Here is a 15,857-nt window from a genome sequence, read left to right as displayed (position 1 = left end):
AAGAAGGGTAGTAGTCTTTTACAAAAAATAAACAAGCTATTTCTTCTTCAATTCTTTGATAATAATGGGTTAACGTTTACTTATTTTGTTACTAGAAATGATACGTTGCCTTGTGCATTTAAAACGAGTGATATCTTGACTTCTTTTTTTTAAGTGCTTTGTACTAACACCGCTGTTTACACGTTTTCGCCAGCGTTTAAAACTAGATTCTTTTAGATTTTTACGCATTAATTTAATAACCTCTTTTTCTGCAAAACCAAACTGGAATTTTATAGCTTCAAAAGGGGTGCGATCTTCCCAAGCCATTTCTATAATTCTATCTAGCTGCCTTTCTGTTAATTCTTTATTTACGTCCACAGTAGTAGCTGCGTTATTTATTAAAGATTGTGTTGTGGTTATTTTAGATGGTAAAATCATAAGCTATTATTGAATTTTCTCTAACTTTTTCATTATTTCTTCAGCCTCAAATACTTTTTGATCACTTAATTTTCTGTTGCTAGTAGATAATGCATGCGCTTCTTTAGTCAATTTTTGATATTGTTTATATAAAGTTTCTTTGTCTGTTTTCTTTTTAAATATTCCGAACATATCGATAAATTTTTATTGGATTCAATTTTATAGTGATATTGTAAAGATATAATATTTGTTTAACATTTTAATTATTAAGTTAAACACTTTTTAAAGGAGTGATAATAAGTTTTTTTTTATCGTTTTTTATTTCAACTTTCATTTTTACAATAAGAAGAGATAGTGGATAATATTATATGTCTGTAAATAACTTTTTTTTCATGTTTAAAATTAATGGTGGTTATTATAGAAAAGAGTGTTGTTAAAAACTCTATTTAACATAATATAAATTATAGTACAAATGTTATCATTGGTATTTTATGAGAGGAGTCCATTTGATAGCTATAATGTAGTATTATGTAAAATATCCCAGAAGCATTCGTTTTCATAAGAATAATTGGAACTTGGGTCATTAAACTAATAAGCGGTTTGCTTCGCAGAGTTTATAAAACATTTGTATCTATAATTAGCCGTTATGTAAAATAGCCGCTACCAAACGCTCGATTGCTTTTATAAAATCAAATTGCTTATTGCAATTTATTTATAACTCAATTTCCAGCCGCTTGCCAACGCCAAAATAAAAGCTAACCTTTTTACTCTTATTTAAAAATCGCGTATTCGATAAAATGTACGGAATAAAAAAATTTAGACGATTCTCGTAAGCTTGCCACAAGAGTATAAAATTACTCTGCGAGATAATTTCTATGCACTTGTTATATTTAGAACTTCAATTAATCCTTTTTTTAATGTTTCATTATCTTTTGTCTTGAAACAAAAGAAACAAAAATTCAAGGCTGCATATAATTTTGGAAACAATTAACGGCTCATTCGCTATATTTTAGGAAACATTGTAACTGGTTAAGACTGTTTTGAAATCCTTTATATAATTGAAACGCTTAAGAAACAGTATTACCAAACACCTAAAATATGGACGCTCATTTCTCCTATTGTTTTAACCAAAATTTTATGAGGCCAAGTATAACATCAAGATTCTATTTTACATAATATTAAGATGACCAATCTTTCTTCGATATCATTGCAATTCGAATCTCTTTAAAAGCACTTAACAGTTCCTTATCTAATGCATCTATTTCACCATTTGCATAATCCTTATATTTTTTTGAATCTATTATGTCTGTAATTATTCTCTTGTAAGTCTCATAAATTGGTTTGCGTTCTGGATAAGCCATATATTTTAATATTTTAAATTGGTACTGGAGTATTATTTTCTAACCTTAATTCATTTTCATAATTATCAAGTCTATTATAATATTTGGATTCAATTAAGAATTTTATATCATCTTTATTATTATGATTCAAGATATAATTTTTCTCATCTGCGGTAAACTTTGGTATTCCGAACTTCTTAATATAGTTTTTGCTTATTGATCTATGATTAGAAATATAATATTTACTTGTTTGTGATATGTAAAACCAAAATATATCTGTTTCTAAAATGGATTTTAATATTCTTAATTCATTTATATCTTCTGAAAACGCAGCTAAACCGTTATAAAATAGTAAATCTCTATCTTCCGTGATAACAAAATTTGGAGAATCTGTTATGTGTGGAAAAAACAGTTTAAGTCCTTTTATATCTAAGGATTGTGTTCTTCCGTATGCATACCAAGCTTCATAATCTCTTTTTCCCTTATCTCGTTTTGAAAGCAAACTTCTATTCGATTCTAAATAGCTATAAGCACTTGGGAAATTAATTCTAAAATCATCTTCTTCAATTACATTTCTGATTTCATTAGTATAATAGTAAGGAAAAATGATAACTTCTCTATTTGCTAATAATGATTCTTGACTTTCAATACTATTAGAATTAATAATCGAACGACAAATTCCTCTTTCAATTCTAACTTCCTCCTCCCCTTTTTCTTTTCTATAATAATACTCATTGTCTTCTCTAACTGGTGTGAACTTAAAAACTTTATTTTTAAGTGTAGCTATACCATTTCTTGTTTGGTATTTATCAAAAAAATGAATTCCTGTATTCTCTATAATCGATATTAACCTCTCCGCATATTCGTTATCAACTAAATTCCAACCGTTCCAATCATCAATACTTTCATATTCGATAAAATAGAAATCATTTTCGTTTATTTCAAATAATGATTTACTTTCCTTTCGCTTATAATAGATTCCATTAGAAGTATCATTTTGGATAAAACATAAACAGGTATAAGTGTTATATGCTTCAAATATTTGCTCGCCTCCAAAATCAACAATTTTAAATGATAGTTTTTTGTTAGAAATATATTTCCGTAATGCTCTACCATTTATACTTTTAAAGAAAGAATTGACTGTTATGTAGCCTAAAACTCCATTCGGAGATAGATTTTCAACACCAATTTCAAAGAAAGGAATATATAAATCTGGATGACCACTATTTCCAACACTCCAGTTTTTAACTAGAGATAAAGATTCTTCATCCATATTTCTAGAGCATACATAAGGAGGATTTCCAACGATAATGTCGAAACTATTAATAGTGTGATTAAATGCATTATTAATATCAAAACTTAAAGTGTTTCCCGTATGAAAGTTAAAATTAAAATTAGCGTCTTCTCCTTGTATTATGGCATTTAAACTTAAAAGTATTTTTGCTCTATTAATGCTATAATTTGCAATGTCAATACCAAATAAATTTTCATTGTAAATTTCATTGAAATCTTTATTACTATTATTTTTGATATAATTAGAAACTGTTAAAAGAAAACCACCACAACCACATGCAATATCAGCACAAATTACATCTTCAATATTTCCTTCCCATTTATTAAAAGTGCTTTCTATGATATAGTCTCGTATATTTTTAGGCGTGTAAACAGCTCCTGTAATAACTTTGTCTTCTGGCGATATAACAAATTCAAAAGCTGAAATTAAATCTTCAAGTGTGTTTATATTAATTTTTGAATTAAAATCTAGAAAATCAGAATAATCTTCGTCTATATAGCTGATTAAATAATTATTAATAAAATCATTGTGAACTATGTTAATATTATTAGTATTTAAAAAAGAAGAAACAAGCAATCTATCTACTTCCAAAATTTCTTTAGAGTAGTTATTTAAAAATTTATTTAATTTAGACTTATTCATATTATTTGAGGACAAATATCTTTACAGTTCCAATCTTTGTTTATTGTATGAAAACCAAAATGATTGGCTAAACTAGCCACAAAAGGCCTTATTGTTCTTTCTTGTGAACTCTTTAAAATCCTATTGTATGCATGGTCTTTTTTTAATTGACGCCATATAGTTGGTGAAAAATTAGATAATACAAAATCTAACCCTGATATAAAATCCATAGGATAATGCATAAATCTTGGATTATCTAATATCAATTGATTTCCAAAATTTTTACCATTACCATGATATCCATCTAACTTCCTTCCTCCCATTTGAAAATGATATATTGGGTGTACTTCATTTGAAGGATTACCTTCTTCAATATGCCTATCTAAATGATAAGAAAGAATATGATCTTTTCGTTTTCTAGATTTACCTTCAACAATTATATTAAATTCTAGGTGTTTAAAAGGGTCTTTAAACTCCTTTGTAAAATCATAATACTCTCCTTTTAAATTAATACTAAAGTCTAATATTGCTTTTTTTACAGTTTTTGGAAATTGGATATTATTAGAAACATCTATTTCCATAGCAAATCCACTAATTTTATATCCCCAGCTTAAATTAGTACCAAGAGGTAGGCTTTTCTCGTTTTTAAGTTCTTTTATAGCTCTGTCGATTGCTCCAATTGATTTAAGACTTATCGAGCATTTTTCTAAAGCTCTTTTCAACAAAGTTAATTCGTTAGCTAATTCTAATCGATATTTTTTATTTTTTGGATCGATTGTCATTTAATCTATTTTTTTTCTTTCAACTCTCATTCTTTCAGAATCTGATGGATGTATTTTTATTCCCTTTTTATTAATAGAATCTGGTTTAGTAACATACGCAAATAAAGATACATATGCATAATCTTGCCAAGGTTTTGGTTCTTCTTTTCCACTAATTTTAAACCCTTCAAAAGGGTCAAGTGGTTTTTTCGTTATTTCACATATATTCCAATAATTATTACTTTCAAAAAGTTTTATTGGTTCAGCAACTATTAAATCCTTAAATTCTGTTTTTTCAATTAATAACGAAACTCTTGAAGTAGCATCTAAACTAGCAAGGTTTTCATTAGTGATTTCTTCAAAAACATCATTTATTCTATCATTCCACCATCTATTCCAACTTGTATGAAAAACTCCATCATACTTTGTTTTAGAAAAATATTTATCAATAAATTTATTCCAATATTCTACATTTTTAGACATATCTACACCTAACCTAGCGGCTAGTGTACTTTCATTAATTAACAAACCTGTAGGTTGCACAATATCTTTGAATATTACTCTAGCTATTTCATGAGTAGGTGGATTATCTTCAATTATGAATCTTGATAAAATTCTTTGGTCTAATTCATTATAATCTCTACCTAAAGAAGTAGAAAAATCTTTTTTGTTTTTATTTAATGTCTGATAACCAACAATTAAAGAAACTATTTTATTAATAGTTTCTACATCAATATCATCTTTTAAAAAAGTCCAATCAAATAAATCATGACTAGTAAAATCTCTATTAAAAGAATCTTTCACTTTGTCTTCTGTTGAGCACAGTATAATTGGTAAATCAGGTATAGCACCTTCTGAAGCCAAGGTTCTTATCATTTGTGCTAAAGGAGGAGCTTGATATCTTACCTTAAATTTTTTTTCATCTTCATTAGCATTATTTTCTTTACCATCTTTTCCTTCTTTATTTGAATCATCTTCTTGAGGACCATCCAATTGTAAATCTAATATTAAAGCATCACAACTTTTAAGTTCTTCAATTAATCTATCTAACTCTTTTTCAAAATTATATGGTTTGTTTAAGCTGATATCTAAAAGATCTGTTATCTCTAATTTTTTTTTGTAAGGAATAGTTAAATCCTCTTTTTCATCATCTAAATAGAATACTTTATATTTACTCATAATCTTCTATGTTTGTTTTAGGCAATTCAATCCTTATAGTAGTTTTGTAATTTTCTTTTGGTTTAGTTACAAAAACTTCTCCTCCATAGCCTTCTATTATATCTTTAACTATTTTAAGACCTAATCCTGTTCCTGAAAGTTCTTCAAGTTCTGTTGAAGAACTTCCAGATGGATTACTAGTTGTATAAAATGCTTCAAAAATCTCATCCTCTTTATCTGGTGCAATACCAATACCATTATCTGAAAATTCAAGATATACTTTATCTTTAATTTTTCCAGCTTCTATAGCAATCTTACCTGTAGTAGCTTTTTTTGCAATTGCTTTTTTTGCATTTGTATAAAAGTTAAATAAGATTGAAGCCCATTCCGATGAATGCATAGGACAGGTAAATAAATTATATCCTATGAACTCTGGTTTTTCAAAATTAATATTGCTTCTTATTAAATCTGGTGTTATTATTTCTATAAAATTTGAAACGGGTTCTCTTAATTCTATAGGTTCTAATTCTCTATTTACATTTTTTGAAATAGCATCTTTAAAGAAAGAAGTATAAACAGTAAATGCTTCAAGATTTTTTTGCAATCGAATTCCAGCTTTTTTCCCTTCTGTATCTTTTATTAAATTGGTTAAAAATTCAGCATCATATTTAAAAGCAGGCTCATAATGATTAACTTCATGAACAAATTCGCCAATTGTAAGACCTAAGCTTGCTAAAATTCTTAGTAATTGTATTTCCTTAAGTAACTCTTTTGCTTTTGCTTCTCTTTCCAAAGTTTCCTTTTCCTCCACTTCCTCTAACTCTTCAAGCTTTTTGCTAATAGTTTTTAATTTAACAGTAATATTACCTTTGTCGTCTTTACTAATTTCATCAAATTCTTTCTTTACTTCCTTTATAACGTCTTTGGTAGTTTTCTTATCCCAACCTTTTTGTCCTGCAGTTCCTTTTCGTTCTCTTGCATGAGAAACTTTAATTGCAACATCGGTTAAAACTTTATAACCAAAATCTTTAAGTTCATCTAAAGACTCATTTTCTAATAGCCCTTCTCTACTTGATTGCTCTTGGAAATATTCTCCATCTCTATCAATAACTTCAACAAAACCAAAGAAATTGATATTAGCATGAGGAGCAATTATACTTCTTCGTGCAACAGATGCATCCAATCTTAACCAATCATTTTGAGGTTCACCATATGGCAATACCCTAAAACCATTTCGATATAAACGTACTCCACCATATTCACGAGCATTTTCTCTTATATGTTTTTCTACAGATCTTGAAATATAACCAGCATTCCACACAAAATAATATGCCTTAAAATGAACATTTTTAAGTGAATGAAATTTATCTTCTCTTTCTTTCTTCCCAATTAAATACACTTCTTCAGAAATGGAAAGTTTATCACTCTTAAAGGAATAATAACCTTGTCCTTCTTCGTCAACATATGCTTCAATTTCAGCTAATGCATGTTGAAAAAAAGCACTTTGTTCGTCAACTACTATAATGTTGTCTCTATAAAAGGTAACTTTAAATCCTGGATCATTAGTACTTTCTTCGAATCGGTCTGATAAAGGAAAAGGTTGAAGTAAATCTGTAATATATTTATATGCTCTTCTTATCATTGAATCTGACCAAGAATCTCTCACATTTTTAATAGTTAGAGTCGTACCTTCCTCTTTTTCTTTTTCTACTTCTTCAATAGTATTTGATATCAAAAGTAAATTAGAATCCATCTCATATTTATCCCAATCAATAGTCACCTTAAGTGCTTTATCTGATTTTAATGTTTGAGTAACGATTGTTAATTCTTGACCTATTCTTTGGGTTGCAAATCGTCCAATTCCTTTTTGTCCTGCTCTAGTCCTATTGTATCTTGGAGATTTAGGATTGTGTATTTTATCACTAGATGAAATAGTCATAAAGCCTTTAACCAACTGTTCTCTTGTCATTCCTAATCCAGAATCCTCAATTGTTAGTGTGCCTCCTGGTTTATCACAATCTTTAAAATATAAATCAACCGTTAATGCATCTGCATCATAAGAATTTTTGACTAATTCAGAAACAGCAGTTTCGTGTCTTCCAACAAGTTCTTTTCCAAGTCTATTTATAACACCTGCATCAACTGAAAACCTAACGTTCTCTTTATCAAATTCAGCTATAGACGAAGATAATTCAAGAATTTTTGAATAATTATTTGGCTCTTTTTCTAAAACTAACTCAAGCTTTTTTATTAATTCTTTCTCTGTCATTTTAATTATCAGTTTTGTTTGAAACTATTAAATCTGTAACATCAATATCCAGAATTTCAGCAACTTGATTTAGAACTCCTAAAGTAGGTTGTCTTCTGTTTTGCACGTAAGAGTTAACCATATTATAACTTTTACCCAACTTTTCAGCTAGCCAAACTTGTTTAATACCTTTCTCTTCAAGTACCTCTTTAATACGATTCATAATACACAGAAATTTGAAAAATAAAAATAGCAATATTATTTAAATATATATCACATTTTGAGATAAAATTAAATCGTTAGATAAATTAGCCATTTCATACACATTCCCACTTCGCTCCTATCGTCGCTTCGGGCAAAGAGTATTTCATTACATTTTTAAAGAAGCTTTTTAGAAGAAATTTTTTTAAGAAACAGTAGTAACAACTTTCGCTTTTAGCCAAAGCTCAAGTTACATAACGCAGAACATTATAGTACAGATTTATATAATGCAATTATACGATAATATTTTAATATCTAACAAGTTAATTGTGTTCTATGATTGTAGTATAAATGTTATGTATTCAATCCAATAACAAATAATGTATGAAATAACATAAAATCCGTTTTTCTAGTTGGCACTAGAATTGAATATTCGGTATAATGGTCAAATAATTTTCAAATACGAGATTCTACAGATAGTAATAATCTAACTTTATTTGAATAAAAACGAGTTCAATATTGAAGGTTATAAATTACGCAGTCATTCCTGTAACAAATACATCAATGAATTTTTTCATTATTGATATAATTCTTTCACCAATTTCACGAGCCTTTAAAATACTTGGTCTATTTTCTAAACATTTAAAAACGTCTTGTCTAATTGGTTCTTGTCCGTTATACACATAACTATCAATTAAAGCATTGAATTGTTGTTGGTCTAAATTTTCTTCTTCACAAATTTTTGATAATGCTAAAACTCGTTCTTGTTGCCAGAACTTTTCAAATTCATCAGTTATTGCATCTACATCATTAATAAGTGGTAAATTTTCCTCAATAACTTTTCTATCAATTCTCGTTTACTTCTTAACGTAATTTCACCGCCTAATAAATCTATGATAGCTTTTTTCTGTTTTTGCGCTTCAGATTTGTTTGTAGTTTTTAATCTGGCTAATAACTGTAAAATATAAACCACATTAATTTGATCTCTATGAATTAATTCTAATTCAAAATCAATATCGTTTAAAATTGAAGTTTTTTGAGCTGGATTATTTGTTTTTATGGTTTCGTGTAAATCTAAATATTTGCTTTTATAATCTTCAAAAGTTTGTTCATCAATTCCTAAATCTTCCCAATTAAAATCTACATAAGATTCTAATACATTTTTAGTTCTTAAAACTCTTCTAAATGCTTGTACAAAAGCCAATTGTTGCTCCTCTCCTAGCAAATTATCTACACTTTTATAAGTGGGTGTTATACCTAATAAATGCGTTAAAGCTTCATCAAATTTTGTAATAGTTTCCTATTCTTAGGTTCTCTTTCTTATGTTCTCACTCTTGTGTGCGATTGCTTCATTCTTCGCAATGACACTCTTGTGTTCTCAACTAAATTGGATGTAACACCAATATATAATATGGTGTTGTTTTTGTTAGTTAGTATGTAAATGAATCCTGGCTTTATAATAATTCGTCATTGCGAGGCACGAAGCAAACTGTTTGCTGGGTTTCCTACGTTTTATTTTAACTTAATTACTATTATTTTACTCTTGCGTTCTCACTCTTTTGTGGGAATGCTTCATACTTCGCAATGACACTCTTATGTTCTCACTCTTCCATTAAAACAAGTCATTGCGAGGAACGAAGCAAACTCAAGCAATCTGTTTGTTTTCTTACTTAAATTTTTAATTTATCAAATTTCCAAACAAGAAGTTGGTACTTATACCAAAAACATTTACACTTTTATCAAATGTACCAATATTTTTATATTGAAATTCAAAATTTATAGTTGGTTTACCTTCATTGTCTTTTAAACTAATTGGTAATCCAACTTTCCAGTTTGTTCTTTTGTATTTACCAAAATTAAATTCTACAGCAGGACTAAAACCAAAATCACCAAATTTTGAAGTGATAAAGAAAAAAGCTGGTTCCAAAATTAAAGAAGTAGTAATAAACTCATCATAACTTGTTACATAAACATCTTCTGTTGTAATTATTAAATTATTGTTTGTTGCAGCAGTTGAAGTTTGAAACTTTTTTGCTGATAAATTATTTACCATTATTGTATTGTTATTTTTAACATTAACAATGGCTTTAAAAAAAATACTTTTTCCGCTAGAATAAGCTCTCATATAATTACCAGAAAGAGATGCATTAATATTATAAAATCTGTTTTCTTGATATATAGTATTTTCATCTGGAGTAATGTTATAAGTTAATCCTCCAAAGGGTGTAAAAACTTCTAAAGAAACCCATCTGTTAGAAATAAAATTATACATTTTGTTTTCTTCTAAATAGTCTATTTCTTTTTGTGCTAGTTCTTCATAATCAGTATTATGTTTTTCTTTTAAAACTTTATCATAACATTCTAAATCATCATCAAACTTTCTACTTTCTTTATGTTCTTTTTTAAAATTATTTAGTTTTTCTTTATTATTTTTTACAGCTGCTTTATTATAGGTGTCAAAAAGTTTTTTTCTATTATTCTCAATCGCTTCTCGTCGTTTCTTTTTACTGCTAGATGTAAAATCTATAGTACCATTACCTATTAAGGTAACCTTGTAAGTTGCTCCAATATTATCATTTAAAAACTTACCTTCTCCATCAAAAATAGTAGCAAATTTATTTGTTGCTTTAAATTTTAAGGCACCAGAGAAAATCCATTTTAACTTGTCTAATTTTTCTCCTTTTCTAGAATCTATATTAAAACCTAAAGTAATAGATTTATCATCATTATCTAAACCAAAGAAATACTTTTGTAGTGAAAGATCGTTTGAACCACCAAAAGAAGTGCCTACTTTATCTGCAAATAAAAGATTTAACATTTTATCATTAAATAGTAGAGTGTCCTTATCAAAAATTCTATCTAAATTATATTGTTTTACAGGACTTGTATATTGCTCATATACCTGCGCTTTTGTGTTGAAACTAATTACTAAACAGGTTATTAATGTTAGTATTAATAACAAATAATTATTCTTTTTCATTTTAAGTAGGTTTTTTTGGTTAGCTATAAAGATATTCTTTTACTTTTCTTATTTTATACCTACAATTAAGTGTTTTTTTTAAACAAACATCTGCTGCAACAATCCTTTTAAACCCTTGTGTTTTTTCTATTTGTGGTTTGTACGTTTTCTGTTTTTGTATAAATAGTACTTAAATAATTAGCTGTTTTTTGTTGTTCTTTTAGGGATGAAATTTTTATTTTTTCTTTTGAATAATCCTTAAAATAAATATGTGGAATATTGCTTCCAATTGAATATTTTTTAAAATTGATATTATTTAAAACAGAGTATAAAAAATATAAATTAACTTTTATTTTTGGCTTAATTTCGTCTAAAACACCTAAAACAGAAGACTTTGATTCGCACAATAAAGTTCTTCCAACTCCAGCTCTATCTTTTACTATTGATATAAATTGGTCCTTTTCTCTATAAAAATCTACCCTTTTTATATAGCCAGAAACTCCATATAATTTATAATCTCCAAAATTTTCTTCTATCGCATTTGCAGAAATATTTGATGATTTTTTTGTTGCTATTCTTTCCAACTTCTTCTCTTCTCAATCAGGAAAATCCGTTTCATTTTGTGAGATTGCTTCGTCCTTTGTCCTCGCAATGACGTCTGGTTAAAACGCAATTTCTGACTAAACAATTGTTGCATTACTCCTTTTTTGTAATTTTCTAACTGCTTTTTAGTAACGTCTATAAATTAGTTTTATAAACAAGCAATTTATTTTTTGTTTAAAATTAGAAAAAATCAAACAACAAACAAGATAAAATTTGATTCCTTTTTTAGAGGTGTAAAAATAATAATTTTGGTATTTATATATTAACTAATAAGGAGTCTGCTTATACTGAACAATAGTATATAACAGACTCCTATTTATAAATAATACTTGTAAATTAATAAAAACTATTTTTTAATTTTATTAAAGGTCCTAACCACTTTTTAATTAAAAAATTATATTTTAATGATTCGTTTAGTTATTCTATTAGACTTAGATTCTATAACTAAAATGTAAGTTCCATTTTTAAGATTACTTATATAAAGTTTGTATGTTTTCTTAGGCCTACTACTAGGTGATAAAGTTTTTACTAAATTTCCTAAAATATCATAAATTAAAATATTGGATACATCTGCACTAATATTTGTAAGGTGTAAAATTCCATCTTCAACTGGATTTGGATATATTTTAACTTCTGCTGCACTAGTTTCTTCCAGAGTACTTTTAGAAAATGTAGCTTCTTTATTTAAAGCGCTACAACTTGGTGCTATATTACTATTACTACAGTAAATTGTATGCGTACCAGATTTAGAAACCAGTACTAAATTACCTGCATCTTCTGTAACCCAGTAATTATCATCAAGTCTTGCTACACCAGAACCTGAAATGGTAATATCTGGTTGAGCATTATTAAAATTTGCCGTACTTACATTTCTTAGATCAATATAAGATGAAGGTTGTCCGTTATTTGTATTCATAGAAAAAACATAAAGTCCGTTTGCACCAGGAATCCATTTAATTCTAATTTTTTTTATGTTTGATGAATCTGGACCTCCTGAACCTAAAACATAAATAGTATTAAATGTAATGTTATCATAAGCTGGTAAAGCATTTACCCTTGGCGTGTTAAATTTACAATCTGAAGTAGCATTACCATCACTATCTACTGTAACTTGCACTGTTGATGATTTTGTTGATGCTCCTTTATCATCTATAGCTACAACATTAAAAGTATAAGTTCCTGCAGCTATATTTGATAAAGTATATTTAAAAGGGAACGAGCTATCTTCTCCTAATTTAGCAGCCCCATTATAAAATTCTACCTTACTAATAACACCATCAGCATCATTTGCTAAAGCACTAATTTGTAAATTACTACCCGCATTTACTGGAGTGGTACTAGTTGGAGAAGTTATTGAAACCGTTGGAGATTGATTGTTATTTTCTGTATCCGAAGGCATACCTATTCTAGTTGTAGCTACTTTAAAATCATCAAAATAAGCATAGACATCTTTAGTAGGTTGAAAAGTTTCATCAGAGCCTCCAAAAAAGGAAGACAAATAGAATGAATTTATATGGATATCTTCTTCGCCAACTTGTCTGTAATCTTCGGCATTTGTAATGTTTAAGGCTAATTTACCATTTAACCAACCTTTCATTATACCATCTTTTTTACCTGGTGTATTCAGTTTGTAATACATTTCTACATGTTGCCAAGTACCCTTAGTAAACTTAACTTGATCTTCTTGCGGCTCATTATTAGGCTCTATAATAGGGTCTAATAAGCTCCAATTAATAGATGCTTTGTATCCTGGTCTGGTTGGTTTTGTATTATAATGAACATAAGTTTCTATAAGCCCATTATTACGCCACATTAAACGTAAGGACATGTTTTTTTCTCTAGTTTGATAAGATAAACCTGGTAGTTTTCCGCCCGCTCTAAATTCAAAATCTGATGGAAAATAAATCTTATAACTAAAATATAATTCGTCATGCTCCTTACCATCATTAAAATATACTTTCGTATGTATACCGCTTTCTCCTGTTTTTACTTTTCCTTTTGGATAGTTCACCTTTAAAGAATTGCCTTGATTTTCTAAGCTAACTATAGACACACGACCTTCATCTGCACCTTTGCAGAAAGAAACCGCTAAGGCCTCTTTTATTTGATCTTGGTTATATAGACCTGTAGTTAAATCATTTAAATTATTTTGGTATACATCTACTGTTTGAGCGTTTGCATTTGTTACTGTAAATAGTAACAAACCAAAGGTTATTACCGCAATTGAAATTTTTTCTTTCATAATAAGTTAAAGTTAGTTGATAGTTATTAGTCTGGTTTTTACTATTTTTAAGTTTGGACTGTAGTTAGGTTATTTGTAAAAAATAGTTTTTAATTTTTTAGACCAGTATTTTACAAAAATAATTAATTTCAAATAGAGCTTATGATTTTACTTTTTTAATTTTGATATATATATGAAAACTTTATTTAAACAATTTTAAAAACCTATTAAACAGCTAATTAGTTAAATTTATTAAACAAAAAAAGATAATATTACTGTATCTACAAATACTATAAAAAAACTCGAAACTCTCTAGATTATTTTCTTGTTTAAAAAGACAGCTATTATTAGTCTAGTATATAATAGCTAAAATGGTTGGCAATAAAAAAATAAAAATTTATTTCCATTTTTAGAGGTCTAAAAACTGGTAATTAGCTATTTTTTTTATTAAAAATAAGTTTTGAAGACAATAAAATACGTCGTGTAAGATGATTGAAAATTAAATGTAAAGTAACGCATTTAGTTTCTAATTTCATTAAATAGGTAAATTGTGGGGAGAGCAGGATTCGAACCTGCGAAGACGTAGTCAACGGAGTTACAGTCCGTCCTCGTTGGCCGCTTGAGTATCTCCCCTGTAATTTACTATTTTAATGAACTTCTAAATTACTGGCGTAATTTATTATTTTTAAAACCGATGGTAGGCTTTATATATTACAAATATTAATTTAGAAGTACTTATAAACAATATCATTAAAGAGTAAATTGTGGGGAGAGCAGGATTCGAACCTGCGAAGACGTAGTCAACGGAGTTACAGTCCGTCCTCGTTGGCCGCTTGAGTATCTCCCCTGTAATTTACTATTTTAATGAACCTCTAAATTACTTTCGTAATTTGTTGTTTTTTAGAGCCGATGGAGGGACTCGAACCCACGACCTGCTGATTACAAATCAGCTGCTCTAGCCAGCTGAGCTACATCGGCTTTTTGTTGTAAAAAACAACCCATTATTTCTAATGGCTTGCGAATATACAAAGTTTTAATAAATCAACTTAAAAAATTATATTTTTTTTCAACTTTTTGTTTAGACTGTATATTGGGTAGAAGTTGGTTGTTTTTCAAACACTTGATTTTCAGTAATTTTAATGAAAATTGTAAAAAAACATATTTTACTAAAAACTCGTAAAACCTTATACACCAATTAGTGCATCTGTTATTTGTAATAAATGTTGTCTTTTTCGTGTATCATAAGCGTCTGGATGCGCTGGTGCAAAATAACCTTTTGGATCCCCTTTATCATTATCAAAATACTTACCTGAATCATTTTTATAGTCATCAGACAATGCTAAATCTAATAAGATATCCACTCCTTTTTCTGCAGGAGACCAATGTTGTCCATAAGCTTCATTAGCCATCTTCGTGTTTAATAATGAACCAGGATTAACTGCTATAACCGTAATTTTAGGCTCTTGTTTCGCTAAATGAAAGCTCCACATGGTTAATGCTAATTTACTTTGTGCATAGGTGCTATTTGCTGAATCTTGCTCCTTCCCTATTAAAACAGCTTCAGAAACTGGTGCTTGTGCCGCAGAACTTAAATTGATAATTCTGGGTGCTTCGGATTGTTTTATGTTTTCTAATATGGCATTCGTTAACACATAAGGTGCTAAGTAATTTACCACTATTCTAATGTCTAATCCGTTTTTATTCTGAACCTCTTTCGTTTTAAAAATTCCTGCATTATTGATTAGTATATCTATTTTAGGAATGTCCTTTTTAATCTGTGCTGCTAATTTTGAAACAGCTTCTAAATCCGAAAAATCTGCTACCAAACCATGAATGCTCTGATTGTTTGTTGTTGTTTTTATTTCTGAAACAACCGCGTCTACTTTTGCTTCATTTCTTCCGTGTACATAAACCATATGTCCTTTTTCTGCCAAGTTGAAAGCGGTTAACTTTCCAATACCGTCTGTACTTCCTGTTACTATTATTGTTTTACTCATACTATTTTATTTTTTTTATTCTGATATCACCTTGAGCACATTCGAAAGGTCTTTTTAT

The 15,857-nt window shown here is 28.3% G+C and carries 13 protein-coding genes, 3 tRNA genes and 1 pseudogene; all 17 read right to left on the bottom strand.

The window, feature by feature from the left end:
- Positions 1-69: 69 nt before the first annotated feature.
- Complete coding sequence (locus tag WG951_RS02230; RefSeq protein ID WP_105048584.1) at positions 70-417, bottom strand: TIGR03643 family protein; 348 nt, start codon at positions 415-417, stop codon at positions 70-72.
- Positions 418-423: 6 nt separating this feature from the next.
- Complete coding sequence (locus tag WG951_RS02225) at positions 424-588, bottom strand: Lacal_2735 family protein (RefSeq protein WP_105048583.1); 165 nt, start codon at positions 586-588, stop codon at positions 424-426.
- Between the two features lie 986 nt (positions 589-1,574).
- Positions 1,575-1,757 (bottom strand): hypothetical protein, encoded by a 183-nt coding sequence (locus WG951_RS02220; protein ID WP_105048582.1) that lies wholly within the window; start codon positions 1,755-1,757, stop codon positions 1,575-1,577.
- A gap of 13 nt (positions 1,758-1,770) precedes the next feature.
- Positions 1,771-3,672, bottom strand: a complete 1,902-nt coding sequence (locus WG951_RS02215; RefSeq protein ID WP_105048581.1) for an HsdM family class I SAM-dependent methyltransferase — start codon at positions 3,670-3,672, stop codon at positions 1,771-1,773.
- Positions 3,669-4,433, bottom strand: coding sequence for a hypothetical protein (locus WG951_RS02210; protein ID WP_105048580.1), 765 nt, complete (start codon positions 4,431-4,433; stop codon positions 3,669-3,671). Before WG951_RS02210 ends, WG951_RS02215 begins: the two co-directional genes overlap by 4 nt.
- Positions 4,434-5,591 (bottom strand): hypothetical protein, encoded by a 1,158-nt coding sequence (locus tag WG951_RS02205; RefSeq protein ID WP_105048579.1) that lies wholly within the window; start codon positions 5,589-5,591, stop codon positions 4,434-4,436.
- Positions 5,584-7,839, bottom strand: a complete 2,256-nt coding sequence (locus WG951_RS02200; RefSeq protein ID WP_105048578.1) for an ATP-binding protein — start codon at positions 7,837-7,839, stop codon at positions 5,584-5,586. Before WG951_RS02200 ends, WG951_RS02205 begins: the two co-directional genes overlap by 8 nt.
- 1 nt (position 7,840) lies before the next feature.
- Positions 7,841-8,041 (bottom strand): helix-turn-helix domain-containing protein, encoded by a 201-nt coding sequence (locus WG951_RS02195; RefSeq protein WP_105048577.1) that lies wholly within the window; start codon positions 8,039-8,041, stop codon positions 7,841-7,843.
- Positions 8,042-8,552: 511 nt separating this feature from the next.
- Positions 8,553-9,274: pseudogene (locus WG951_RS02190) on the bottom strand (type I restriction endonuclease subunit R, EcoR124 family).
- A 65-nt stretch (positions 9,275-9,339) separates the two neighbouring features.
- Positions 9,340-9,462, bottom strand: a complete 123-nt coding sequence (locus tag WG951_RS02185) for a GIY-YIG nuclease family protein (RefSeq protein WP_340916136.1) — start codon at positions 9,460-9,462, stop codon at positions 9,340-9,342.
- A gap of 235 nt (positions 9,463-9,697) precedes the next feature.
- The gene (locus WG951_RS02180; RefSeq protein WP_105048576.1) at positions 9,698-10,999 is read right to left on the bottom strand and encodes a hypothetical protein; all 1,302 of its coding nucleotides are present in this window, start codon (positions 10,997-10,999) and stop codon (positions 9,698-9,700) included.
- A 107-nt stretch (positions 11,000-11,106) separates the two neighbouring features.
- Positions 11,107-11,562, bottom strand: a complete 456-nt coding sequence (locus tag WG951_RS02175; protein WP_105048575.1) for a restriction endonuclease subunit S — start codon at positions 11,560-11,562, stop codon at positions 11,107-11,109.
- A 413-nt stretch (positions 11,563-11,975) separates the two neighbouring features.
- Positions 11,976-13,823: a polysaccharide lyase gene (locus WG951_RS02170; RefSeq protein ID WP_105048574.1), complete on the bottom strand. Its 1,848-nt coding sequence runs from the start codon at positions 13,821-13,823 to the stop codon at positions 11,976-11,978.
- Between the two features lie 530 nt (positions 13,824-14,353).
- Positions 14,354-14,435: transfer RNA gene (locus tag WG951_RS02165), tRNA-Tyr, on the bottom strand.
- A gap of 132 nt (positions 14,436-14,567) precedes the next feature.
- Positions 14,568-14,649: transfer RNA gene (locus tag WG951_RS02160), tRNA-Tyr, on the bottom strand.
- A 57-nt stretch (positions 14,650-14,706) separates the two neighbouring features.
- Positions 14,707-14,780, bottom strand: a tRNA-Thr gene (locus WG951_RS02155).
- A 206-nt stretch (positions 14,781-14,986) separates the two neighbouring features.
- The gene (locus WG951_RS02150) at positions 14,987-15,799 is read right to left on the bottom strand and encodes an SDR family NAD(P)-dependent oxidoreductase (protein WP_105048573.1); all 813 of its coding nucleotides are present in this window, start codon (positions 15,797-15,799) and stop codon (positions 14,987-14,989) included.
- Positions 15,800-15,857 lie beyond the last annotated feature (58 nt).

The organism is Polaribacter butkevichii (assembly GCF_038024105.1).
Classification (GTDB): Bacteria; Bacteroidota; Bacteroidia; order Flavobacteriales; family Flavobacteriaceae; genus Polaribacter; species Polaribacter butkevichii.
This window is presented reverse-complemented; position numbering and strand designations above follow the sequence as displayed.